Source organism: Paenibacillus chitinolyticus NBRC 15660 (genome assembly GCF_000739915.1).
In the GTDB taxonomy this organism is placed as follows: domain Bacteria; phylum Bacillota; class Bacilli; order Paenibacillales; family NBRC-103111; genus Paenibacillus_F; species Paenibacillus_F chitinolyticus.
In genome coordinates, this window is record NZ_BBJT01000006.1 from 179,291 (window position 1) to 202,373 (window position 23,083).

Below are 23,083 nucleotides of genomic sequence, written 5' to 3' on the forward strand. Positions count from 1 at the left end.
CAGGGGGGAATTGCGATGCGGTCCCGACTCCGCAACAAGCTCATCGCCTTTATTCTGGCGGCTACGATCCTGCCGATCGCGACTTCTATTCTCGTCTCTCACTTCTATACGCAGTCCAGGCTGGAAGACAAAGCGATCCGGGACAATCTGAATCTGATTCACCAGGGAAAGCTCAATCTGGATACGTACCTCCAGAGCGTCGAGCAGAATATGAAGCTTCTCTACCACAATACCGTGATGATGGAAATACTGGAGAACCGGACAGACAACTTCTTTTCCGAATCCCGTCTGTTTCTGACGGAGCAGGAAGTTTTACGCTCCATGCAGACGCTGAAATATGCGTCGCAGGATGTCCGCCAGGTTTACTTATATGTGGAACAAGCGCGCAAATCGTATCTTTTATCGGAAAACAGGCTCGTCCGGACCGACCAGGGAGCCGCGCCCTTCAAACCGGATATCCGCCGGGAAGAAAGCCGGATTACGCCTCCCCACCCTATGTCCGCCTACGGCAAGCAGTTTTTCATCTATTCGTCCGGAGACGTATTCACCTACCAGACGGCCTTGACCAACATCGTGGACAATATTCCGCTCGGCTCTCTGTCCTTGGATTTCTCGCCGGACACGATCAAAGCGATCTGTGACGAGCTTTACACCAAAGGCAGCGAGGAACTTTATATTATCGGGCCATCCGGCGAAATTATGTACCAGGCCCATCCCGATCCCCAAGGGGGCAAGAAACCCGTGCCGTGGCTCCAGGAGCTGAACCAGTCGGCCGCCCGCGCGGAACGCGGTTACTTCCGTTCGGAGGATGCTTCCTACAACGGCATCCATATTTACGAAACCATTCATGCGCCCGGAGGCAGCTGGCTTCTCGTCAAAGGAGTTCCGGATTCCGTTCTTTACAAAAGCCAGCGGGAACTTACCGGCATATGGACGCTCGTCGGCGTTATTTTTCTGGGACTGGCAACCGTCGTGACGATCTATGTCTCCCTGCGGATGACCGCCCCCATCTCCGCGCTGATCGGCTATATGAACAAAATCGAGTCCGGGAACATGAACGTGGACATCCGGGTCAAAGCCGACGACGAGCTCGGCATACTCGCCAGACGCTTCCGTTCGATGATGCACACCATCAATGAATTGATTCTCCGGGAATATAAGCTGGAAGTCGCGAATAAAACGAATGAGCTTAAGGCGCTGCAGGCCCAGATTAACCCGCATTTCATCAACAATGCGCTGCAGTCGATCGCGGCCCGTTCTCTCCAGAAGGGAGACCGCGAGGTATATTCCCTTATCTCTTCGCTCGGCAAAATGATGCGGTACAGCATGAAAACGGAAGAAACGATCGTTCCGTTAAAAAGCGAATGGGACTATGCGAAGTCCTATATAAAGCTTCAAAAACAGCGTTTCCGAGACCAGTTTGAAGCGGAAATGGAGCTCGAACCCGGTCTGGAATCGATTCTAGTGCCCAAAATGGTCATCCAGCCGCTTGTCGAAAACTATTTTAAACACGGATTCGACGGCAGCCGGAGCGATAACATCGTCCGCATCGTATGCCGCTCAACCGGTGACCGCAGCCTGCTTCACATCGAAGTCTCCGATAACGGATTCGGCATCGGAGAGGACAAACTGACGGCGCTGCGTGCGGACCTGGAAGCCTGTATGGCGGAAATGGGCGAGCCCGGAAACCATATCGGCCTGGCAAACGTGCTTTCCCGTCTGAAGCTTTATTACCGGGAGCAGACCACCATGGAAATTGGCCGCGGAGAAGACGGCGGTTTCCGCGTCTTGCTGACGATACCGATTATGCAGGAAGAAGGTGAACCTGAATGAAGGCGCTCATCATTGATGACGAAGCTCACGTCCGCGAGACAATCCGGCTGCTCGTGGACTGGGGGCAGTACGATATTACCGAAGTGCTGGAGGCTTCATCCGGCGAAGAAGGCATCCGGCTGATAACTGCCGAGAAACCCCAGCTTGTCTTTACCGACATCATGATGCCGGGCCTGACGGGGCTTGACGTGCTCAGCCGGATCGCCGAAAGCGGCATTCCGACCAAAGCGATCGTCATCAGCGGCTATGACGATTTCACTTACGTGCGCAGCGCCCTCCAGTTCGGCAGCTTCGATTACCTGCTGAAGCCGATCGACGAAGAGGAGCTGGAGGAAGCGGTCGGGCGGGCTGTCGCAGCGTGGCGCAGTGAAGAGAACGAACGCGCCCAGCGGCTGCAGTCGGAGACCAAGGCGAACCTGTACAAACCGATGCTGGCCGACAAGAGCTTCGTCCAGCTGCTGCTCGATCCCGAGCAGTATCCCCTTCACGCGGAAACGCTGGAGCGTGAATTCGGCATCGGCCGGGATCAGAAGCAGGTGCTCGCCGCCGTCGTCTCCATCCAGCCGCTGGATGCGAGGCTGCAGGCGAAGTTCGAAAGCGCGGTGGATCTGCTCTTGTTTGCGGTCACGAACATATGCAGCGAATTTATGAGCAAAAGCAATCTCGGCCTCGCGTTCCGCCACTGGCACCGTCATGCGGCCGTTCTGCTCTTCTTCGACCGCTTCCATCAGGCGGGCGCGATTCTGGAAGAGATCAACGGGGGCCTGTATGCCGCCCTGCGCGGGCACTTCCACCTCGGCTACGGAACGGTCCAGCCGTTTCCCTCCGGGATTCAGCGCACGTTCCACGAAGCGGAGACGGCCCTTCAGCTGCGCAACCTCCGGGAGCAGGACATCTTCCTGCATCCCTATCACGTGCGCAGGCAGGCCCTCGGCACTTTGCAGGCGCCGCTGGCCGCACGCGAGGACGAGCTGACGCTGGCGGTCCGGATGAACGACTTGGCGGGCATCCGCCGCGTGCTGGAGCAGTGGGAGCTGCAGATCCGCAAGCTCCCGTATATCCACACCCGCCAGCTGGAAATGTGGTGGCAGGAGTTCACCCTCCTGCACAGCCGGCTGCTGCTGGAGAATGAGGTCGATGAGGACGGCGAGGAAAAGCTCAGCGCGGCGGACGACTTGTCTTTCTGCCTGCCGCTTGACGAGCACGGAAAGCCGGACCTGGCCATCTGGACGAAGCGGATGGAATCGATTCTGACCGGCATCGCCCAGTTTCTGCTGCGTGGCGACCGGAATTCGGTAATCCGCAGCATCGAGAAATACGTGCGGCTTCATTACCGCGAACAAATTCTGCTCGACGATTTGTCCGAGAGGTTCCATCTCAGCCCAAGCCATATTTCCCGTTCGTTCAAGACCGAATTCGGAGAAAATTTATCGGATTACGTGACGCGCCTGCGCATTAACAAAGCCAAGCTGCTGCTGGCCGATCCCGAGCTGAAGATCAATACGGTCGCGGAAGCGGTCGGCTACCAGGACGAGAAATATTTCAGCCGCGCTTTCAAAAAAAGCGAAGGCATCTCCCCGAATCTGTTCCGCAAGCGGAATACTTGTCCGACAGCGGATTGAAGGGGAGCAGATCGTTTGCGCAAATGCCTCCTTCCCCCGGTTCCACACGACATTCCATTCGATCAATCCATACTTTTGTTCCATAAAGAAGCGGCGGCCCGTGAGCGGGCCGCCGCTGTTCTTTTGCTTTTTTATTTCCCGAGAATGACCAGATCCTGTGCCGCTTCGGAAGCCGCAATTTCCTCCTCCGCCAGCTTGCCGGGAATTTGGCTCTCTCCGCTTTTAATAGAGCGGATTCCACCCGCCGCGTTGAGCGTAACTTCTTTCGCTTTGCCGACCAGCTCAGACGTCTTCTCCCCTACAGTTCGTGCGATTTCTTGCGTTTTCTCCGATACGTTGGCCGCCTGCGCGGCAATATCCGAACGCAGCTCCTTGCCCGACTTAGGAGCGAATAGCAGCGCCGTCACCGCGCCCACAACACTTCCGAACAACGCTCCGAATACCAGATCTTTCGTTCTTGTCGAGTTAGCCATTTAGCATCTCTCCTTTAAAATTGGTGGGGGGGTTTCCGGACCGCGCGAAACCTTATCCGGCTGTCCGGCCTTCAAGTGCATCCGCTCTCTGCCGATCGGCAGTCTAGCCCTTGCGGAGCGGGGGCGATACGTCGGCGGCCTCGCGGCTTTGGTTTACGGCTCACGGCTGCAGCCTTCGGCTTCCGCTCTCTTGCTTACGCCTTACGGAGTTCTGCTCTTAGCCTTCAGCCTTGGGCTTGGGTCTTCAGCCGAGCCTTCCGCATTCGGGCCTTTGGGCCTTCGGTCCAGCGGCATTCAGCGCTTCCGAACACGGCAACCGGCTCACAACTTCCGGTATCCACGGTTCTGCCGCCTTTACAGACCACCCGGGGAAACGCCGTTTTCCCGCCGGGCCGTGGGCGGAGCGCCTGAATCCGGCGAAGGTCCGGAGGACCCGGCTGCGGCTTCGCTTCCGCTTTTCCGCCACCGGCGCCACAGCTCGATTCCCGCGGCCGTCCAGTCGGCTGCCTCCACAATCCGGTTCTGCCGGGTATGTACAGCCTGCTGTACCTTCAGAACCGACTCCGCCAGTGCGGATGCCGCGCCGCCGACAGCTTCCGCGCCTTCATGCAGGGCGGTGCCGAACTTTGCGGCTCCGTCCAGAACACTCCGGGCGGTGCGGAGGTGCGACCGTGTCTCTGCGGCGAGCTCTCTCGTCTCCTCCAGAAGCTCCGCTGTCCGGTCCGCCGTCTCCTCCAGCCGCTGCCGGGACTTTCCGAGCGCTTCCTCCAGCCGGATCAGCGACTGCCGGAACGCCTGCAGCGCCAGTACCGCCTGCCAGACCAGGATCGCAAACGCGATTGCCGCACAGACCGCGGACAATTCGATCCACGTCATCCTCCCGCCACCTCCGCTGTTAGTGTGCCCCCGCTGCGGCTGTCTGTCTTCTAGACGAATGCCCAGGGGATAATACAGTATAAGCGTATCTCCCGTTTTTGACACAGCTTCCGGAAGAAAAATGGAAAAAAACGTGAAAACACCCGTCCATCCCGCTTAAAACGGGAGGAACGGGTGCATAAAACAATCGTCAGACAGCGTTCGACGACTGAATTTTGGGGCGATAGCCCGGGAAGCGCTCTTTGAGCTGGGCCGTAACCAGGCGGAAAGCTTCATCCGTATCCGCAGCCTGCAGCGTAACGGTTTCCTGCTCATAGTTCTGCGCGGCATGCGCATAGCGGGGATCGTAATAATGCTCCAGCATCAGAGCGACCGCCTCGCCGAACCGGTCTTCCTTCAAATACTGCTCAATGGCGGCCGCAATGGGCGAATGGATGCGCTTCTTAATGAGCTGATACGCATCGATACATTCTTCCTTATGCAAAGACGGCTGGTAGTCCGCCAAGATATTAGCCACACGGCGCTCCATCGGAATGTCCAGGAATAGGGGGATTCCCGTTTCCTTGGCATTGAACAGGAAATCGGGCATGACGACCTTCCCGACGCGTTTGCTCTCGGCTTCCACGAGGACGAAAGGCTGTTCATTGACTTCCATCAGCTCATGGACCAGTCTCGACTCGAACGTCTTCTGGTTGCTGGGACGCAGTCCGATTTGGCCGAAAATAGAGCCGCGGTGCTGTGCCATCGTCTCCAGGTCCAGCACCGGATATCCCGCTTCTTTCAGCTTCTGAAGCAGCTCGGTTTTGCCCGAACCGGTCGGGCCGCCGATCACGATGCAGACCGGCTTGAACTCGAACGTTTCCAGTTTTTCATGCGTCCATTTGCGGTAAGAACGGATGCCGCCCGACAGCCTGTACATCTGGATTCCCATCAGCGATGTCACGGTCGCGGCCGTTTTGCTCCGCATGCCCCCGCGCCAGCAGAAGACGGCTTTCTGGCCGGGAATTTCTTCGAATTGTTTAATAAATGACGGCAGCTTGGCCGAAAAAATCTCCAGCCCCTTCTCCTTCGCCGCCTGAACGCTGACCTGTTTATAAATGGTGCCGACTTCCTTGCGTTCCCCGTTGTCGAACACCGGAATATTTCTGCTTCCAGGGATAGTGAACTCTTCGAATTCTCCCTCCGAGCGCACATCGATCAGTTGGATGCCCCTCTGCTCCTGCAGCTCAAGCAGCTGTTCAACCGTAATATCACGAAACATTGGTGCAAACACTCCTTTGATTTGCCGGAAAACGGGCTGTTAACGGATGGTTTTCGCGACGGCAATCCGTCCCGGATGATCGGCTGTCGTTTCGCCGATCATCGCCGCTTCGACGCCTGCGTCGAGCAGGCGGGCCAGCAGCTCGTCCGCATCCGCAGCCGCCGCCGAAATGAGCAGCCCGCCGGATGTCACCGCGTCGCACAGCATCCACTGGCCGATTTGATCGATGGACGGATCGAAATCGACCGTATCCTGTACGTGCGCGAAATTGTTCTTCGTGCCGCCCGGTACGAAGCCGGCTTCGGCCAGCTCGCGCACGCGCGGAAGAAACGGCACGTCAGCGGCGCCGATACGCACGCCCACGCCGCTGCCTTTGGCAACCTCGGACGCGTGTCCGAGCAGCCCGAAGCCGGTGACGTCCGTGCACGCGTGCACTTCGAAGCCGTCCATAACTTCGGCGGCCGTTTTGTTCAGCGTCGCCATCACCGACGTGACGCGCAGCACTTCTTCCTCGCTGAGCTGATCCTTTTTGATGGACGTCGTCAAAATGCCCACGCCTATCGGCTTCGTCAGAATGAGCTTGTCCCCGGGCTTCGCTCCCGCATTGGTCCGCACCCGGTCCGGATGAATCAGCCCCGTTACGGCAAGGCCGAATTTCGGCTCGTTATCGTCGATGGAATGGCCCCCCACAAGCGTGGCGCCGGCTTCCTGGACTTTATCGGCCGCTCCTCTCAAAATATCGGTAAGCACCTGCTTATCGAGCGTTTTGATCGGAAAAGCCACGATGTTCAGCACAGTCAGCGGTTTGCCGCCCATCGCGTAAATATCGCTGATCGCGTTCGCTGCCGCAACCTGCCCGAAAGAATAAGGATCGTCTACAATCGGAGTAAAAAAATCGACGGTCTGCACGAGAGCCAGATCATCGCTAAGTTTATATACGCCCGCATCGTCGCTCGTATCCAGACCGACAAGCAGATTCGGATTCGGCAGCGGAGCCGGCATTCCCCGCAGAACTTGGGACAGATCGGCCGGACCGATTTTACAGCCGCAGCCTCCTTTGCTGGAGAGGGAAGTTAATTTGACGGGTTGAGCATCTTTCATGGGGTTCACCCTTTTCACACAGAATGGTTGACACACTTCTTCTATTGTATACCAAGCTTGCGGATTCTTAAAATAATCTTGTCCTGCGCCCCTCTCCCGGTTGGTCATGACGCCACGCCTTTTCATGTGATAACATGGGGATATACGGGAGCTTTTCCCGCTTAAACAACCGAAAGCGAAGTGAACGAAGTGGAACGTGAACAGGGACTCCAGGAACTGGAACGCACCCGACTTATCGCCATTCTCCGGGGCGTCAAACCGGGACAAATTATCCGCACGGCGGAAGCGATGCTCGAAGGCGGTGTTACCGTCCTCGAAGTAACGCTTAATACGGACGGGGCACTGGACATGATCCGGGAACTGAGAAGCAGGCTCGGCGGCCGTATGTTTATCGGAGCGGGCACCGTTCTGGATCTGGAGGATGCGCGGCAGGCCATCGAAGCCGGTGCCTCTTTCCTCGTTACACCGAACACCGACGAGGCCGTGATCGCGTATTCGGTTTCGCAAGGCATCCCGATCTTCCCCGGCGCGATGACGCCAACCGAGATTGTCCGGGCCTGGAAAGCCGGCGCGCAGGCGGTCAAAGTGTTCCCGAGCACCGGTCTCGGCCTTACCTACATACGCGAATTGATGGGCCCGCTGGACCGGGTGCCTATGGTCGCCGTCGGCGGCGTCACGGCCGGCAATATCGGCGAATATCTGCAAGCGGGCTGCTATGCGGCCGGCGTAGGCAGCTCCTTGTGCAAGCTCGCCGATATCGATGCGGGCCGCTTTGACGTCATCACCGCGAATGCACGCCGGTTTGCGGAAGCCGTCTCCCAGTGGAAGGAAGCCGCATGGACGTCCTGACGTTCTTCGGCACCGGCGACTCCATGGGCGTCCCCCGCGCCTACTGCGACTGCGGCGTCTGCACGGAAGCCCGCACAACCGGGGTCAACCGCAGGCTGCGCTCGTCCGCCCTGCTGGACACCGGCACGGCCGAAGGCAGTCTGCTCCTCGACTGCGGGCCGAACTGGGGCCTGCAAATGGAGCGGGCCGGCCTTAGAGATTTGCGCCATGTACTCATTACTCATGCGCATTACGACCATATCGGCGGCCTCCCGGAGTACGCCGATCTATGCCGCTGGCTGGGCATCCGCGGCAAAGTGTATGCCGCCGCGGAGGTCGTGGACCGGATCCGCGCCATCTTCCCCTGGATCGACCGCAATCTCGATTATATCGCGGTCGATGAAGGCTTCTCCTTCGGCGGCTGGGAGATCCGCCTGTGGAAGGTAACACACGGGGCAAACGGATTTTCCTTTGCCCTGCGGTTCGACCGCGGGGAGGAATACAGCTTCGTCTACTGCCCCGATTCCATCGGCTTGAACGAGCAGGAGAAAGCTCCTATGCGAGGTCTTGATCTCCTTGTGCTCGGCACGAGCTTCTACAAGGAGGAAGGGGCCGGCCGCTCCGTCTACGATGTGACGGAAGCGCTTGAGCTGCTGCGGGAAGTGAAGCCTTCCCGCACAGTTTTCACGCATCTGTCGCACGGAATCGACCTGCTGGAGGACTATGCGCTCTCCTCCGGCGTCAGGTTCGCTCAGGCCGGGCTGAGCATCGCTCTGTCCCGCGATTCCGGCTAACGACAGGCTCTTGCCCTCCGTGCGGATAAGAAGCGCGATGTCGCACGAGCCGCCGGTTCCGGTTATACAACCGCTCCCGCTCCTGCCATGCAGCTTTTTGTTTTCCGCAGCTTCCGACGATGCTTGGTCGCTGTCTTCAACCCGTTCTATTATTCCGGACCGGCACTCGGTAATAGAAGGAATGCCCTTAGGCATCGCCCCCGCCCCAGAGTCCTTCGGCAACTCTGTACAGGCAAAAAGAAGAAGCCCTCCCCGACGTCCGTAAGGACAAGGCTGGCTTCTTCTTTTCTTTTTAACGCGGCCGGTTCTATAAATCAGAAGCTCTCCGCCCGGCGAATCTGATACACGCACTTGGTCCCGCCTTTGGCCAAACATTCGGTGCGTTCGACCGGCGTTCCGAGCAGCTCCTGGAACAAGGCAAGCTCACATTGACAGGCCTGCTGGTATTGGTCCGCAACCTGGGCGATCGGGCAGTTATGTTCATTCAGAATATAATCCCCGTTCTCCCCTTGCTCCAGACTTACCATATAGCCGTTGTCGTTCTGAATCCGGGCCAATTCGGCGACCTTCTCCGGGAAAGACTTGCCTTCCATCCGGGAGCCGTAACGCTCCGAAAGTTTGTCTTTGCGCCTTTGAAATAGCCGCGTCAGTTTTCCTTCGCCTTCTTCCGCAACCAGCTCCTCCAGAAGATCCAGAGTCAGTGCGTTATATTTCTTGGGAAATAAATCATCCGCTTCTTTCGTGAGCGAATACATATGCAAAGGCCTGCCCATTGCCTGGCGTGCCAGCTTTGATTCGATAAAACCATCTCGATCCAGCGTGTTTAAATGGCGTCTGACGGCCATCTCCGTAATCCCAAGCTCCTTGGCAAGTTCCCCTACACTGAGAGGGCCCCGGGTCCTGAGCAGAGATAACACGATTTTGCGGGTCGACAACTCTGCGTCGCGATACATGAGAATCACCTGCCTGATGCCTAGATAGTCTCATTGTATCGTAACCTTGGGCATAAGTAAATTATGAAACATAAAAGTATAAAAACACCGGGATTCGTCTCTCCCGAGTGTCAGATCATTTCTTTTTCGATAAAAGCTTCCACCGAACGGGTGAAATCCGGGAGAATGACGGGCAGTTCTTTCAACAGAGGGTGAACCCCTTCTCTGGAAAACGTATCGTACTCCTGTACGAGAGGCTTGCGAAGTTTCACCAGCGACAGCAAAGCCGCTGTCGTTTCTTCCGAAAACACTTTTTCCGTTCCCAGAATGTCGATAATGTCCTCGTAGCTGCTCGCGTCTCTCATCAGAAAGCCGTCAATGATCAGGCTTCCCACGTCCGTGACGGTTTCGATCGCCAGATGAAGAACACGCTCTTGGGCCAGATACGTGATCAGACGCTTGTCCCCGTTCGAGAATGCCTGCTCCAGCTCGGTGCAGCCTGTCAGCAGTTCGGGTACGAAAGCGAGTCTTTGTTTGATTTGATCTACATTAACATAATACATGGCGGTTATTTCCGCCTCCTTTTCTTGCTCCATTTCGACCAGGCCAGCATAACAACGAACATAATCACGACGATTATGACCAGAAGTACGCTCTGCATCAAGTATTCCATGCTGAGCTTGGACTTCCCGCTATCTCCGGCGGCCGCTGCAATGTACATTAGATCCATCTGTGTTCCAGTACCTTTCTTGTCGGCTTGCGCCGCTTTCTTCTCTCAACTAAGTGTAGCCAACCCCCGGCGCCGCCGTCAAGCGAAGCCGTGGGCTTCAGGGCAGTAACTTCCGCAAGCGTTTGACGCAATCGTCACTTAAACCTGGCAAGGATCGCCCAACGGCGCTGTTTACGCCTACTGTATTTGGGCAGGGATTTGTATACGTCGACGGATTCACGGAAAGCTTCCTTCGCTTTTTCGGTACGCCCGAGCTTGCCGTAAAGCAGCCCCAGACGGTAATAAGCTTCCACCGAAGAAGATTGTTCATCGCGGAACCGCTCCAGCATGTCCACGGCCTGCCGGGGGTCGCTTTCCGCGAGGGCTTCGCCCATTTGCAGATAGGGATCGCCGTATTTGACGCGGGGGTTAAGCTCCAGCGCTTTTGTCATGTAAGCAAGGCCTTCTTGCAGCTGATCCATTTTCAGCAGACACAGGCCGATTTCGTAGGAAACATCCGCCGATTCGGACATGACCGGCTCCACCTCGCGCAAATAGACAAGCGCCTCGCGGTATTTCCGTTTGTCGATCAGCAGACGCGCCAATTCCAGCTTCGAGGAAGCGTGATGCGGATTTGCGCGCAGTTCCTGCCTCAGCTGCGAGATGCGCCGGTTTCTTTTCAAGGGCCGCAGCAGACTGGGTGAAAGACCGATAAAACGGCGGTCGATGACATACAAAACGACGAGCAGAATGATCAATGCGAGCAGAGGACTCCGGGTGATATAGAGCAAGAGCGAGAACAGAAAAAATTTCCCAAGCAAACCTATCTCTCCTTCCGACCTTTTCTTTCCGCAACTTATCGTACCATAATTTCCAAAAAACCTCATGAAATTGTTTGTGTGACATTGTTGTGACAGCCGTGTGCGGGGGCCGGGACATTTTTCCTGAAGGAGGTATGTGCTTCCTGCCTCTTTATTAGTATAATTAGACTCAGCATTCTCACGCAGAAAGGATTTCGGTCTGAAAATGAATGAACAACAAGCGCGTAAATGGAGTGTTATGCGGCGCAAAGGCCCCGGTATGTACGTTATGCTCAACTTCGCACTCCCGGTAGGACTTGTGCTGACTGCTCTCGTCTCGCTTCTGGAATACTCGCTGGCCGGCGAACTGATCGGGATTTGGCTGCCGATCCGGCTGATCGTGTTTTGCTTTATCGGGTTCTTCCTCGGCATGTTCCGCTGGCAGTCGGTGGACAAGAAGTATCAGCAGGTTGCGCCCAAGTACGGATTGCCCGTTCAATTGGAAAAAGGAACCAAGTAATCTCCGCCAAGGGCTTCCTTTTCCCTCGGGGTGCCGGAATTAAAAAAGATCGCTTCTTCGTCCTCCGGACGGAAAAGCGATCTTTTTTAACGGAAGGGGTTCTGCAGCCTGAGCCCTGCCCGGGAATGAGGCGCGTGAGCTTGCCGCAGCCTCGGGTTCCGCCCGTCTTTATTGCCTTGAGAGGAGTCTCCCGGGATGTTTAAAGGCGGCCTTCCTCAAGTTCACGCTTGACGTCGCCATGCTCCAGCAGCCTCGCTTCCAGCTGATCTTTTTGCAGCTCGTAGATGTTGGTCGAGCTGGACAGCAGCTCGGCGGTAACGTCCTCGTACGCGTCATGCAGGTTGTCGTTGTACCAATCCAGCGTCAGATCGGCGTCGTTGCGGTAAACGGGACCCAGCTTGAAAGACGTTTCCCCGGCGCTGCCTGAGGACGATGCCCCGTGAGGCTTTTCGAACTTGGCCAGCAAAGGCTTGTCAAAACCCTCTACCGCAAATTCGACATCGGCTACTTTGACGTCTTTGTGATTTGTAATCCGGGTTACTTTGGCGTGCTTGATGTAGGTATCCATAGCTCTCTCCTGTCTTTGGCATCGTATCCTTTAGCAGGTAGTATGCCCGGAGGAGCGTATTTTATCGGCTGCGAACGTTCCAGGCTCGGATAAGCCGGATTATCGCGAAAACAGCCATGACCAGCAGCACGCCTACGCTGTCCATCCCTACGTCGATGGCGTGCCCCGTCCGTCCCGGAACGAAGCTCTGGTGCCATTCGTCGGATGCGGCATACAATACGGCCAGAAACCCGCCGGCCAGCCATGCGGTCCAGAAGGGCCTTTTCATCGCCAGCAGCGTGCGGATCCAGAGAAAAGCGAGCAGCGCGAATTCCGATACGTGGCCGGCTTTACGGATGATGAACTCGGTGAAATCATACGGCTTTTTGTACGTGACCAGCCCGCCGTCGTAAGTAAATTCCACTTGGGGAATCCACTGCCGGAGCACATCCTCCTGAATCAGATCCCGGATAAAAGGCCGCATATCCTGCTCCTGGTACGTCTCGGCGGATTTTGCGAAAATAAATATCATCCACACCAGTGTCGCGGCCAGCCACCAGCCATACGTGCGCAAACGGGGCTTCATTTCTTTGTGCCAGCCTCCTTACACGAACTGCCTGATGTTCTCCAACTGCCGAGCAGCCGGACTATCAGGTGTCCCCGTATTCTTCTTCGTATGTTTTTTTGCGTTTTTTGACTCCTTCGCCCAATGTCTTTCTTTGGATACTCACCAGGGCAAAAAAGTCGATAATGACGACATTGAAATAGCCCAGCAGGAAAAACGCGTTATGAAACAGCACACTGTAGGCGTCATCCGTAATACGGGCCCACCAGAGGCAGACCAAAACCGTCATCACGGTATTGAATAGAGTCGAAATTCCAAAGGAAAGCCATAGTTTACGGGTGCGCCTCATCATGACGATTCCCATGATCAGCGTGATTCCGAATATGAGAACCGTAAACACCCAGTAGAGCGTATTATTCGACAATAGGACCACTCCTGCCAAAAATTACGTTCCGGCGGAACGCATACTGACCTTAGGGTAGCATGAAAACGCAGCCGCTTACAACAAAGACAGACCGGTGAATGCGTCAAAAAAAGTACTTTTTCGGATGCCTGGAGTTTAAATGAGGCTTGGCTTGCTTTGAACGTTGGATCTATGTATAATACAAATCACGGGTATGATACGGGGCCTTAGCTCAGCTGGGAGAGCGCATCGCTGGCAGCGATGAGGTCAGGGGTTCGATCCCCCTAGGCTCCATATAAGACAAAAAGCACTCTTCGGAGTGCTTTTTGTTGTTTGAGCCAAGCGGGGCCGAACCCCGGGGGTTCAGTCCGCGCGCACGGAACGAGTGAATAGGCTTCGAAGCTTTGCTTCCGTGGAGGAGCACGGCGTCCGAATCTTACGCTAGAATGCTGCGCCGAGTTTGCTTCGTCAGCCTAAAATAAGGATTCAGACATGCCCTAGGCTCCATAGAGAAAAGTTGGAAAACGGCAGAGATGCCGTTTTTTATTGCACTTTTGAGCTCATATTCTTGTCGATGATGTTCTATAAAATAAAGTATTAGACCGTAAAAAATAAAGTTGTATACTGCCCATGATTAATCGATAAAGAAACCAAGGAAGTAGTTTTGAGAAAGATAATGAACTGTCCAGTCTAAAAAAGAAAAAGAAAATCGCCAGTAATTTTTGGTGATTTTCTTTTTCTTTCAAACGAAAGCATCCACTAAACATGATAGGGGATTATTATTATTCATAATATCCTTCGGTAGATTTTCTCAAGTGTCTGAATTGATCCGCATCGTGCCCGAACCACACTTGTGAATTCGTGCGGGTAGCCAAAGTACGGATTTTCTCCACCGCATTTCTGTAGCCGATCAAATCATAAATAATACCAGGCGGCTTGACCGGAGGACCGAAACTTTCCGCGGTATAAATGGCATCGGAAGCTAGAATGATTCCCCCTGTTTCTGGCATTTCGATCTGGAGACCTAACATACCCCATGCATGACCGCTTCCAAAATTCAAGATTTTGATGCCATCCACCAGATCCAAGTTGTCTTCGCCTGGTTTGACCGTTTTCCACTGTAGTTGGTTTTTGATCCATGCATCGATATCAGCCCAAACATAGGCTCCTTCTTTCTCATTACGGGCGTAGGTTTGCAGTGCTCCATTAAACTCATCCTCATGAACGATAATGGTCGCGTTTGTGAACATTTCGAGGCATCCTGCATGGTCCAGATGCAAGTGGGAGGCAACGACGTACTTGATCTCCTCAGGTCTAACATTAAGTTGCTCCAGTCGGTTATGCAGGTAACATTCCTCGCTTGCCACCCATGGAGACGACAGTTGGGTCGATTGTGCCCAACGCCCTCCAATGCCCATGGAGTTTGGGTTGCAGGCTGTATCAAACAAGATTTTTCCCTCAGGATGATCAATCAATACCGTATAGATTGGAAATTCCACAAATTGTGTCGGGGCGTTCGGATTATTTATTGTAGCCGGATTATGCATGGCGATTATCCAATTTTTATCCATGCTCATTCGACCGTTATCCAATACAAATAGCTTAGGACGCGTTTTAATAATATTTGTCATGTTTATACCTACCCATCGAAGTAATCCAGTACAAGATACCCCTTTCGGGAGCATATCTTCCTGCTCTTGGAACGTCCGGATCGCCCTTAAGCGGTGCCTTGTTACGGCAGATCTTGCACAAAGCTGCTCCAGTACTGGTATAGACATACAGTAATACAAAAATTAGAATGATATAAGTAGGCACTTTAAAGTGTCCTGGGAACTTCGTATTACATAGGAGGGAAATCATTTGACATATGCATCTAAAACAAAACAATCTGATATTTCGTTATCCAATTGCGGTTATAGCAAAGTTCTTGACATTATCTCTAACAAGTGGACTGTACTTGTTATTTATGCCATGGAAAACGGTAAAATCCGATATGGAGAAATGCTCCGGAGGGTCGAAGGGATATCCAAAAAAATGCTTACCCAGACGGTACGCAAGCTTGAGCGCGATGGATTGGTCCAACGACACATATCTCCTACAGTGCCTCCAAGCGTCGAGTATTCATTAACGCCATTAGGGGAAACATTGCTTCAGCCGATGAAAGAGCTAAGGCAGTGGGGAAGAGTGAATTATACTCAAGTTGTAGAGGCACGGGCTAACTATGACTTTGCTTATACCACTGGTTCACTGAAGAAAAGTTCAGCTGATGAAGTCATGGAACTCCAAGTTTGAAGAATAAGCTCGATGAACATTCCGAACTGGTACAATGTATTCGAACAGACATCGATAGCAAAAAAGAAGATGATGCTTAGTACGATCATTAACAAGGTAGAAGTTAAAAGGGACGGCATTAAGATCGACTTTAAACTTCGAATTAGTCAATTCATTGGAACGATGGGCGCGGCAGATGATACTCAGGTAGATACGGGGAGAATCTTGACGGACTGTGCCAATGTAATAAACATTTGACGGTTAGGGCTTCCTTATAGAAGGAAGAGCTTTTTTATTTCTGCCTCTCGTATTTATGGGGTAGTGTAATACCCAAGAGCGGGAGAGCGCATCGCTGGCAGCGATGAGGTCAGGGGTTCGATCCCCCTAGGCTCCATAAGTAAAACGCCACTACATATGTAGTGGCGTTTTACTTATGTCCAGGGGGCCGAACCCCAAGGGTTCAGTCCGCGCGCACGGAACGAGTGAATAGGCTTCGAAGCTCTGCTTCCGTGGAGGAGCACGGCGTCCGAATCTTCCGCTAGAATGCTGTGCCGAGTTAGCTTCGTCAGCCGTTTAGATCAAGATTTGGACATCCCCCTAGGCTCCATACGTAAAAAAACCTCTAAACACAAGGATTTACGAGTGTTTAGAGGTTTTTTTACGTGCAAAAATTATACTATAGCAAAAATTTTTTTGAGTTAGTCAGGCTATTTCCACACGATTTTCAAGTGAGAACAAAAGGAATTAATTACTACGGATTAACCCGTATTCAAGACTTTTAATATGTTAGTAACCTTTTTTCAAAAAGGTTTTCGATATTCCTCAGTTTAACACGTTTACGGTCAGCTTGAAACTTAACTCAACAACTCTGACGCGCGGCCAGCTTCATCACGAATTCGTTACCGATGCGCTCGCCTGCTTCTGCAAACGACCGCCATAGGTGCAAATTCCGTCTGCTCCGGCTTAATTTGTAAACGAATCGCTTCCTGCCAGTTGTCTCTCGTAACGGATTGCTACTTCTTCTCTCCAACACGTGCACTCAGCTGCACCAAGTCCATTCCTTTCAGCGCGCCTTCGATCAGTTCAGGCAGCCGGTCTGGTGAACATCCAAAAGATGGGATTCCGTAAGAAGCAAGCCTTTTGGCGATCGCCTCGTCGTAGGAAGGAACACCTTCATCAGACAGCGCTAACAAACAGAGTACTTTGACGCCTGCTTGATGAAGCTCATCCATTCTTCGCAGAAACTCAGAACGATTCCCGAACTCATAAAGATCAGAGACGAGTATGAACAGCGTCTTCTGCGGTTCTTTAATAAATTGCTCGCAGTAAGCAACCGATTTGTTAATGTCGGTCCCGCCGCCAAGCTGGATGCCAAAAAGCATATCAACCGGGTCATTCGCGCACTGCTCACTTAAATCGACTACCTCGGTGTCAAAAGCTACGACCTTCGTTTCGAGCGAAGGCATACTTGCGAAGATCGAGCCGACGATAGAAGCGTAAATGACGGAGTTTGCCATTGAGCCGCTCTGGTCAATATCAAGAATGACCGTCCATTCCTTGCTTTTGCGGGCCCGGTCGAAGAAATATACTTTTTCCGGGATGAGCAGCTTGCGGTTCGTATCGTAATGTTTCAAATTTTTGCGAATCGTCGTATTCCAATCGAGTCCCGTCACGGATGGAATGGGGGAATGTTTTCTACGGTTGAGTGCCCCCGTTACAGCTCGCCGGAGATCTTCAGACATCCGCTTCATAATTTCATCCACAACTGCTTTGACAAGCTGTCTAGCCGTTTCTTTCGTTTGTTCAGGGATTCTTCCTTTAAGTGACATCAGGGTCGCAACCATTTGTACATCCGGCTTTACTTGCGACAACAGCTCCGGTTCAAAAAGCAATTGCGTCAGCCCTTTGCGCTCAATGGCGTCAGCTTGAATGACCGAAACGACATCTGGCGGAAAAAACGTCCGAATATCGCCGAGCCATTTGGAAATCTTTGGAGAAGAAGAACCGAGACCCGCAGCTCTTGTCTGCCCTTTTTGACCCGAACGAGATGAGTCGTCAATCAACTGTGTATCATCGTAAATGGCCGCAAGCGCTTCATCCATAATCCGTGCTTCCTCATCCAAAAGCTGCGCTAGCGTACTGTCAAAAGACTTCAACTTCTCTTCAGTCGCTGCGCCTAGAATCAAGCGCCACCTTTTCATCTTTTCCAAATTGTCCGCCGTCATCGCTTATAAGTCTCCGAAATCAAAGTCATTAAGTTCATCGAGTTTCTCCTTCTCTTCTTCCCCAAGCGGACGCTGCAAGGCTTCGCCAGTCGCAATGGCGCCAAGCCCCCATAGTTCCCCCATGAGCTCAGCGATGTTCGCCTTCTCTCTTGCTTCAAACGTCCCGAAAGCTCTCCGCAAAAAGACGAGCGAACGATAAAATTGCTCATTCTCAAGCGATTGAATATAAGCATCGAGCTGCTCCCACAAAAAGCTGCGCGACAACAAAGCGTACCGGTTGCGCATGGCAAGCCCCTCGAACCATCCTGCTCCAAGATCTGCCGGAATGCCCGGTGATAATCTTCGCGACATTTCCTGCGCGCTTCTCGCTTCATCCACTTCATTTCGTTCCAGCAAAATGGAAAAAGCGAGTCCCGACAGTTTCGCATTGCGATCGTCACGCATTGATAATTCGCGCAGCTTCTGCAGCCAAATCTGATCGTCGACGATTTCGTAATGTTCCTGCGCGATGCTGTGGAACGTTTGAATAGCGCTTGCCATCGTTTTGGCCGCCTCGTCATTGCAGTTCGCAGCATCGACAAGAAGGAGCGAACCCCGAAGAAACAGCTGCTCAAGCAGCGGAATGAGTGAATCCGTCGCGATTCGGCGGATGGAGCCGTATCCAATTAAAACGGACAATTCCAAAGCTGCCGAAGCGATTTGTTCGAAGTTTCCTGAATCGACGGCAAGCTCCTGCAGCACCCCTCTTGCCTGCTCCATTAAGCTTGGCAAATCAGATGTGCAGGCGAGGCGAATGATTCGAGATGCTTCGGCAATGTCGGCGCATGCCTGCAGCTTTTCATGAATAACGAACGCGGCTGCAAGCTCAATCGTCTCCCCTTTCAAGGTCGATTCAACCGCTTCAATTTCTGCCTCCGGCGACCATTGCAGCACCCAATTTTCCGCCCAAGAAGCCGAAGCCTGACTGACATGCTGTTTTTTTACAAAGCTGATGCCGAGCAATTCCAGTCGATGCAGGAGCACGGACCGATTCAAGTCGATAAAAGCGGCTTCGACCGTTTTGACACGGCGATTTTCACGCAAATCAAGCTCAAGCGTTGTGGCTACCGTCGTTTTGTATTTCTCCAGCTTAAACCGCTTCAGCTCGCGATTAAGATCATCTTGAATGGGCGTTTGGCTGACTCCGTCCGGCAAGCTGCCAATAGCTGTACCAACATCCGTTTTGGCTAAAGCTTCTGAAATAACGGACAATTCCCCGTACCCCATCAAAACGATCGCCGCATCGCGCAATTCCCTCCAAGTCGGCGAAGTTCCATCATGCATGACGGCCAGAGCTTGTGCCAATCGAACTCCTTCAATGACCGAAGCAGTCGAACGATAAGTCCCTTGATCACGCAAGTAAGCAGCTACTTTCGATAAATACAACGTCGGAAGTTTCCACAGTTCATTTTGCTGCAAGCATGTCCAGAAAAGTTCGTAATAGGCGGGCGCCTGATTGCCGGCTCCATAACCTGAATATGTTGAAAGCTTATAGTAAGAGTAAGGCATCAGCGTAATTTTCGTACGAACTTTAGGCAGTCCTTCCAGCTCGCGATCGGTCATAGGCAGCAATTCAGGGCGCAGTGCTGAAGCGTGATGTGCACCGGTGACGACGACGATTTTTTCGGGTGCGTGACCTGAGCGGATCGTCTCCTCGATTTTTCTCCTCATGTAAGCTTCGCGTATTTCGTTGTAGGCCGCTTCTTCCGGCGCAAGACTCTGCTCGGCTTCTTCCATTAGCGCTCTCATCTGAATCGAGTAATGATCGATCGCCTCGCGGTACGCCTCTTTACTTGTACAATGCTCAAAATAGCGCTCCCAATACGCTTCATAGTCCGGTTCGCCCGAAAGTTCGGTGATTTGTTCATACATTTTATTTTGCAACTGAACATAACTCGCGCGATCGCTCGTCTCATTCTTTCCTTCGCCCGCTTGCACCGCTTCTGCTTTCGCCTTGCGTCCAGCGCCTTTTCGATTCTCATACAAAGTCAGCGAAATCGTCGAGGGCAGGTCCATAAATTCCGCATGAATGCCATGCTGTTTCGCCCACCGAAAAGCCTCGTACTCAGGCGAATAGCTTGCAAAAGGGTAAATGAGCGTGCGCACCGGCAGTTCCTCCGTATAAGCGAGCAGCGCGACTGGCGGTTTGACTCCGCTCATCGTCAGCTGATGAATATAATCGTTCGCATCACTTGGACCTTCAACCAGAATAGCCGTCGGCTGCTTTTCTTCCAGAAGGGCTCGCAGATGGTACGCGCCCGCCGGTGATAAATGCCGAATGCCGAACACATTCACTCGTTTTTTTTCGCTCACCCGTTCAGTTCCGAGCAGACGTTGTACAGGCTCCGCCATGTCGATCCCCGCTTTTTCATTACATTTTCCAAATATTCCTTCCAGACGAGCTTGTCCTTCTCCTCATCCTTCACGATCGCACCTTGCAAGCCCGCGGCAATATCTTCATCGCTGATGGTGCCGCTGCCAAAGCTGCCGGCAAGCGCCATACTGCCCGTTAACAAGGAAATAGCTTCCGCTGTCGAAATAACCCCACTTGTCGGCTTCACTTTCTCTTTGCCGTCCAGTGTCATGCCGCTTCGAAGCTCCCTGAAAATCGTGACGACTTTGCGTACCGCCTCATCATCCGGTAAGGACGCCTTTAGCTCATAACTCGCCGAAATTTCAGCTACGCGCTTGCATACGATGTCCACTTCCGTGTCCAAATCCGATGGTGCAGGCAGCACAATTATGTTGAAACGGCGCTTCAATGCTGCTGACATGTCGTTAACGCCACGATCGCGCGTATTGGCGGTAGCTATGACAGAGAAACCACGTGCTGCCGAAACCTCGCTTCCCAACTCAGGAACGGAAATCGTTTTTTCAGACAAAATTGAAATGAGCGCATCTTGCACTTCGGAAGCGCAGCGCGAAATTTCTTCAAATCGGGCAATCCCTCCTGTTTCCATCGCGCGATAAATCGGACTTTTAATAATCGCCTGCTCGGAAGGCCCTTGCGCAAGCAGCATCGCATAATTCCAGGAATAACGAATTTGCTCTTCGCTAGTTCCGGCCGTACCTTGAATCACTTTCGAAGAATCACCATGAATGGCTGCCGTCAAATTTTCCGACAGCCACGATTTCGCCGTTCCCGGCTCGCCAATTAGCAACAGCGCACGATCTGTCAGCAATGTAGCAATTGCCATTTCAACAAGTCTGCGATTCCCGATATATTTCGGTGTAATGGTGACATCGCCCGCTTTGCCCCCAGTAATGAAAGTTAACACCGCTTTCGGCGAAAGCTGCCAGCCAGCCGGTTTGCTGTCTTTATCGACACTTTTCAGTGCTTCTATTTCTGCGGCATACAGACGCTCTGCCGGCAATCTAACGACATTTTGCTCTTGATTTGAACTCATACGCTCATTCCTTTCTGTGCTTCAACCGTTCCTTCTGCTTGCTTAGCTCGAAGATTCTCGACAATTTCCAGTAATTGTTCTTTAAATCGCTCCCCTTTTGGCGACTGAGCGAAATGCTCCAATTGATCTGCATAAGTATACGGCAACATATGGAATAAATGGAACAGAAGCGAATTCGAGTATAGATAGTAATATCGTTTAATTCCTCCATTCTCCAGCGCTTCCATCACCAGATCAGGTGCTTCCTCATGCCCTAGCTTGAGTAATGTGATGAGCATTTGGGCCGTATTGTCATTTGAAAGATCAAGTTGATTTTTACATTTATGAATCAAATAAGTAATAACTGTCGAACTCGGACGTGTTGCCGTACCGTACACAAGTCTGCACACCAAGTCATCTTGATTCATTTTCATAAACAAATCAATCCATCTTGCGTCCCAGTTTTGCGTCCATTGCTGCTCTTCTTCTAGATCGGCATTTAGTTGACGCACCATGTTCGGAATGATGCGTGGTATATAATCCAGCAGTTCCTTAACTGTTTTCCTGGAGCGCTCCTCAAATTCCGGCGCGAATCTTTCATAAACATCCGCTGGCGATAGCAGCTTGAAAGCTGCCCATAGGCTGTTGCAGATGAAAGCCTTTTTATGTTTATCTTGCAAATCGAGCACAAATGGAAGTGCCTCTGAATATTGCATATTTTGCAGCATGTTGACCGCCATGTTTTGAAGCCAATAAGTATGCTGACTGACAAATCCCGGTGTGGATAACAGCTTGGTAAGAAGCGTATACACTTCCTCACTTTCAAATCCATCCAAGCTTTGCAGATCTACATAGAGCTCTTCGACAGCCTTCTCCAGCTCTTTGTTCTTTTCTTTCTTTTTCTCCTTGTCTGCCTCATTCTCCGTCACTTTTGTTTTCTTTTGCGCCAGTGAAACAAGAATACGTTCGAAGGCAGCATCCGCATGAGCAATAACTTGATTCGCAAGACGAAAAGAGCTGGACCTGCGAATCGGCTCAACGGCCATTTCCCGATCTTTCGACTTCAACACAGCAAACAGACGATCGAGCGCTTGTTCCGTGCCCAAAGTCGACAGCGCATGATAAGCCGCCTCTCGAATTTCTTTCTTCTTATCGTCCGCCTGCTCCAAAATAAACGACTCTTGATCGGCAAAATGGCCTAAAATTTTAATCACAGCCGCACGAACCTCGACAGATCCCTCCCCAGCCGCAGCTAAATACAGATCAAGCCCTTCTTCCTGCTGCAAACGATAAATATGCTCCAGTCTCCGGGCATCTCCCTTGCCGCCTTGTTGTCTGAATTGCTGGTGCAGCACAGGTAATATTTCCGGTCCATAAGCGAGCAGTACTTGATTATGTATAAAGTCAGCAATTTCCGAGTAGCCGTCATCCAAGGCGTCTACTGCCGAAAACATGACACGGAAATCGTTAAAAAGGCCTTCCTCATGTGCCTGATGGATCACTTCCCATCTTCCAGAGCCTTTAGTGTTCAGCGCTTCAATAAGTGGCTGCAGCTTGCGATAAGGAATGTTAGTGCCAATTTGGATTTGCGTTCCCGCTATAGCATGGCGTTCAGTTTGCGGTTCTGTTTTTCCTTGCGTATGTAACACAGAAGTTAGCAGCGTGCCCAAATCCAGCAGCTTAACCGCGCCATCCTCCCGATTCGACTCCAATACTTCCTCCACCGCTTGCGCGATTCGTTTGAACACTGCCGCCGACTCTCCAAACTTATGCAGCTGAGGCAGTATTTTCTTCAAGTTAAAATCGCCCGCAGCCATTCCGCTGCCCGCAATGAACAGTCTGCGAACCTCCCGATTCAAATCAAATAACAGATCGATGCTCATGTATGTCTTCTCCTC

22 protein-coding genes and 1 tRNA gene are annotated in these 23,083 nt (G+C 52.6%); 7 read left to right on the forward strand and 16 right to left on the reverse strand.

Translation table 11 applies throughout. From position 1 onward, the window contains the following. Positions 1–15 precede the first annotated feature (15 nt). Together PCH01S_RS16260 and PCH01S_RS16265 are read left to right on the forward strand one after the other, a co-directional pair. Positions 16–1,833 (forward strand): cache domain-containing sensor histidine kinase, encoded by a 1,818-nt coding sequence (locus tag PCH01S_RS16260; protein ID WP_042230953.1) that lies wholly within the window; start codon positions 16–18, stop codon positions 1,831–1,833. Then, complete coding sequence (locus tag PCH01S_RS16265; protein WP_042230954.1) at positions 1,830–3,455, forward strand: response regulator; 1,626 nt, start codon at positions 1,830–1,832, stop codon at positions 3,453–3,455. Before PCH01S_RS16260 ends, PCH01S_RS16265 begins: the two co-directional genes overlap by 4 nt. 131 nt (positions 3,456–3,586) lie before the next feature. On the opposite strand, the gene PCH01S_RS16270 is transcribed toward PCH01S_RS16265, so the two are convergent. The 4 genes from PCH01S_RS16270 to selD form a co-directional block, all read right to left on the reverse strand. Next, the gene (locus tag PCH01S_RS16270) at positions 3,587–3,928 is read right to left on the reverse strand and encodes a YtxH domain-containing protein (protein ID WP_042230955.1); all 342 of its coding nucleotides are present in this window, start codon (positions 3,926–3,928) and stop codon (positions 3,587–3,589) included. A 354-nt stretch (positions 3,929–4,282) separates the two neighbouring features. After that, a complete protein-coding gene (locus PCH01S_RS16275) occupies positions 4,283–4,804 on the reverse strand; it encodes a DUF948 domain-containing protein (protein ID WP_042230956.1) in 522 nt (173 codons plus the stop codon). Positions 4,805–4,994: 190 nt separating this feature from the next. Then, on the reverse strand, positions 4,995–6,065 hold the full coding sequence (gene mnmH, locus PCH01S_RS16280) for a tRNA 2-selenouridine(34) synthase MnmH (protein ID WP_042230957.1): 1,071 nt from the start codon (positions 6,063–6,065) through the stop codon (positions 4,995–4,997). Positions 6,066–6,104: 39 nt separating this feature from the next. Then, positions 6,105–7,166: a selenide, water dikinase SelD gene (gene selD / locus PCH01S_RS16285; RefSeq protein WP_042230958.1), complete on the reverse strand. Its 1,062-nt coding sequence runs from the start codon at positions 7,164–7,166 to the stop codon at positions 6,105–6,107. A gap of 189 nt (positions 7,167–7,355) precedes the next feature. Between selD and PCH01S_RS16290 the strand changes: the two genes are divergently transcribed. Then, positions 7,356–8,015 (forward strand): bifunctional 4-hydroxy-2-oxoglutarate aldolase/2-dehydro-3-deoxy-phosphogluconate aldolase, encoded by a 660-nt coding sequence (locus PCH01S_RS16290; protein ID WP_042231185.1) that lies wholly within the window; start codon positions 7,356–7,358, stop codon positions 8,013–8,015. Further along, the gene (locus PCH01S_RS16295) at positions 8,003–8,788 is read left to right on the forward strand and encodes an MBL fold metallo-hydrolase (protein WP_042230959.1); all 786 of its coding nucleotides are present in this window, start codon (positions 8,003–8,005) and stop codon (positions 8,786–8,788) included. Before PCH01S_RS16290 ends, PCH01S_RS16295 begins: the two co-directional genes overlap by 13 nt. Positions 8,789–9,102: 314 nt before the next feature. Here the strand turns inward: PCH01S_RS16295 and PCH01S_RS16300 are convergent, their stop codons facing one another. The 4 genes from PCH01S_RS16300 to PCH01S_RS16310 all read right to left on the reverse strand — a co-directional run bounded on the left by PCH01S_RS16300 (position 9,103) and on the right by PCH01S_RS16310 (position 11,250). Beyond that, entirely contained in the window at positions 9,103–9,741 is a 639-nt protein-coding gene (locus PCH01S_RS16300) for a helix-turn-helix transcriptional regulator (RefSeq protein ID WP_009671457.1), read from the reverse strand. 110 nt (positions 9,742–9,851) lie between these two features. Next, on the reverse strand, positions 9,852–10,283 hold the full coding sequence (locus tag PCH01S_RS16305) for a DUF86 domain-containing protein (protein WP_042230960.1): 432 nt from the start codon (positions 10,281–10,283) through the stop codon (positions 9,852–9,854). Positions 10,284–10,288: 5 nt separating this feature from the next. Next, a complete protein-coding gene (locus PCH01S_RS30915) occupies positions 10,289–10,450 on the reverse strand; it encodes a hypothetical protein (RefSeq protein ID WP_164977116.1) in 162 nt (53 codons plus the stop codon). A 134-nt stretch (positions 10,451–10,584) separates the two neighbouring features. Beyond that, positions 10,585–11,250: a tetratricopeptide repeat protein gene (locus PCH01S_RS16310; protein ID WP_042230961.1), complete on the reverse strand. Its 666-nt coding sequence runs from the start codon at positions 11,248–11,250 to the stop codon at positions 10,585–10,587. A gap of 205 nt (positions 11,251–11,455) precedes the next feature. Between PCH01S_RS16310 and PCH01S_RS16315 the strand changes: the two genes are divergently transcribed. Then, a complete protein-coding gene (locus PCH01S_RS16315) occupies positions 11,456–11,749 on the forward strand; it encodes a hypothetical protein (protein WP_042230962.1) in 294 nt (97 codons plus the stop codon). 199 nt (positions 11,750–11,948) lie between these two features. Here the strand turns inward: PCH01S_RS16315 and PCH01S_RS16320 are convergent, their stop codons facing one another. From PCH01S_RS16320 to PCH01S_RS16330, 3 genes are all read right to left on the reverse strand, one after another. Next, positions 11,949–12,317: a hypothetical protein gene (locus PCH01S_RS16320; protein WP_042230963.1), complete on the reverse strand. Its 369-nt coding sequence runs from the start codon at positions 12,315–12,317 to the stop codon at positions 11,949–11,951. Between the two features lie 61 nt (positions 12,318–12,378). Next, positions 12,379–12,882, reverse strand: a complete 504-nt coding sequence (locus PCH01S_RS16325; protein ID WP_042230964.1) for a VanZ family protein — start codon at positions 12,880–12,882, stop codon at positions 12,379–12,381. 64 nt (positions 12,883–12,946) lie between these two features. After that, entirely contained in the window at positions 12,947–13,285 is a 339-nt protein-coding gene (locus PCH01S_RS16330; RefSeq protein WP_042230965.1) for a hypothetical protein, read from the reverse strand. A gap of 200 nt (positions 13,286–13,485) precedes the next feature. Between PCH01S_RS16330 and PCH01S_RS16335 the strand changes: the two genes are divergently transcribed. Continuing rightward, a tRNA-Ala gene (locus PCH01S_RS16335) sits at positions 13,486–13,558 on the forward strand. A 488-nt stretch (positions 13,559–14,046) separates the two neighbouring features. On the opposite strand, the gene ahlS is transcribed toward PCH01S_RS16335, so the two are convergent. Then, entirely contained in the window at positions 14,047–14,895 is an 849-nt protein-coding gene (ahlS, locus tag PCH01S_RS16340; RefSeq protein WP_042231186.1) for an AhlS family quorum-quenching N-acyl homoserine lactonase, read from the reverse strand. Positions 14,896–15,124: 229 nt separating this feature from the next. On the opposite strand from ahlS, the gene PCH01S_RS16345 reads away from it, so the two are divergent. After that, the gene (locus PCH01S_RS16345; RefSeq protein ID WP_042230966.1) at positions 15,125–15,556 is read left to right on the forward strand and encodes a winged helix-turn-helix transcriptional regulator; all 432 of its coding nucleotides are present in this window, start codon (positions 15,125–15,127) and stop codon (positions 15,554–15,556) included. Positions 15,557–16,548: 992 nt separating this feature from the next. Here PCH01S_RS16345 and PCH01S_RS16355 read toward each other — a convergent pair. Genes PCH01S_RS16355 through PCH01S_RS16370 form a run of 4 tightly spaced genes read right to left on the reverse strand, consistent with a single transcriptional unit; the run spans position 16,549 to position 23,068 of the window. Further along, positions 16,549–17,760, reverse strand: coding sequence for a VWA domain-containing protein (locus PCH01S_RS16355; RefSeq protein ID WP_042230968.1), 1,212 nt, complete (start codon positions 17,758–17,760; stop codon positions 16,549–16,551). A gap of 3 nt (positions 17,761–17,763) precedes the next feature. Further along, complete coding sequence (locus PCH01S_RS16360; RefSeq protein WP_042230969.1) at positions 17,764–20,151, reverse strand: DUF5682 family protein; 2,388 nt, start codon at positions 20,149–20,151, stop codon at positions 17,764–17,766. Then, positions 20,109–21,206 (reverse strand): ATP-binding protein, encoded by a 1,098-nt coding sequence (locus PCH01S_RS16365; RefSeq protein WP_042230970.1) that lies wholly within the window; start codon positions 21,204–21,206, stop codon positions 20,109–20,111. The genes PCH01S_RS16360 and PCH01S_RS16365 overlap by 43 nt, the downstream gene beginning before the upstream one ends. Then, on the reverse strand, positions 21,203–23,068 hold the full coding sequence (locus PCH01S_RS16370) for a HEAT repeat domain-containing protein (RefSeq protein WP_042230971.1): 1,866 nt from the start codon (positions 23,066–23,068) through the stop codon (positions 21,203–21,205). Before PCH01S_RS16370 ends, PCH01S_RS16365 begins: the two co-directional genes overlap by 4 nt. Between the last annotated feature and the right edge of the window lie 15 nt (positions 23,069–23,083).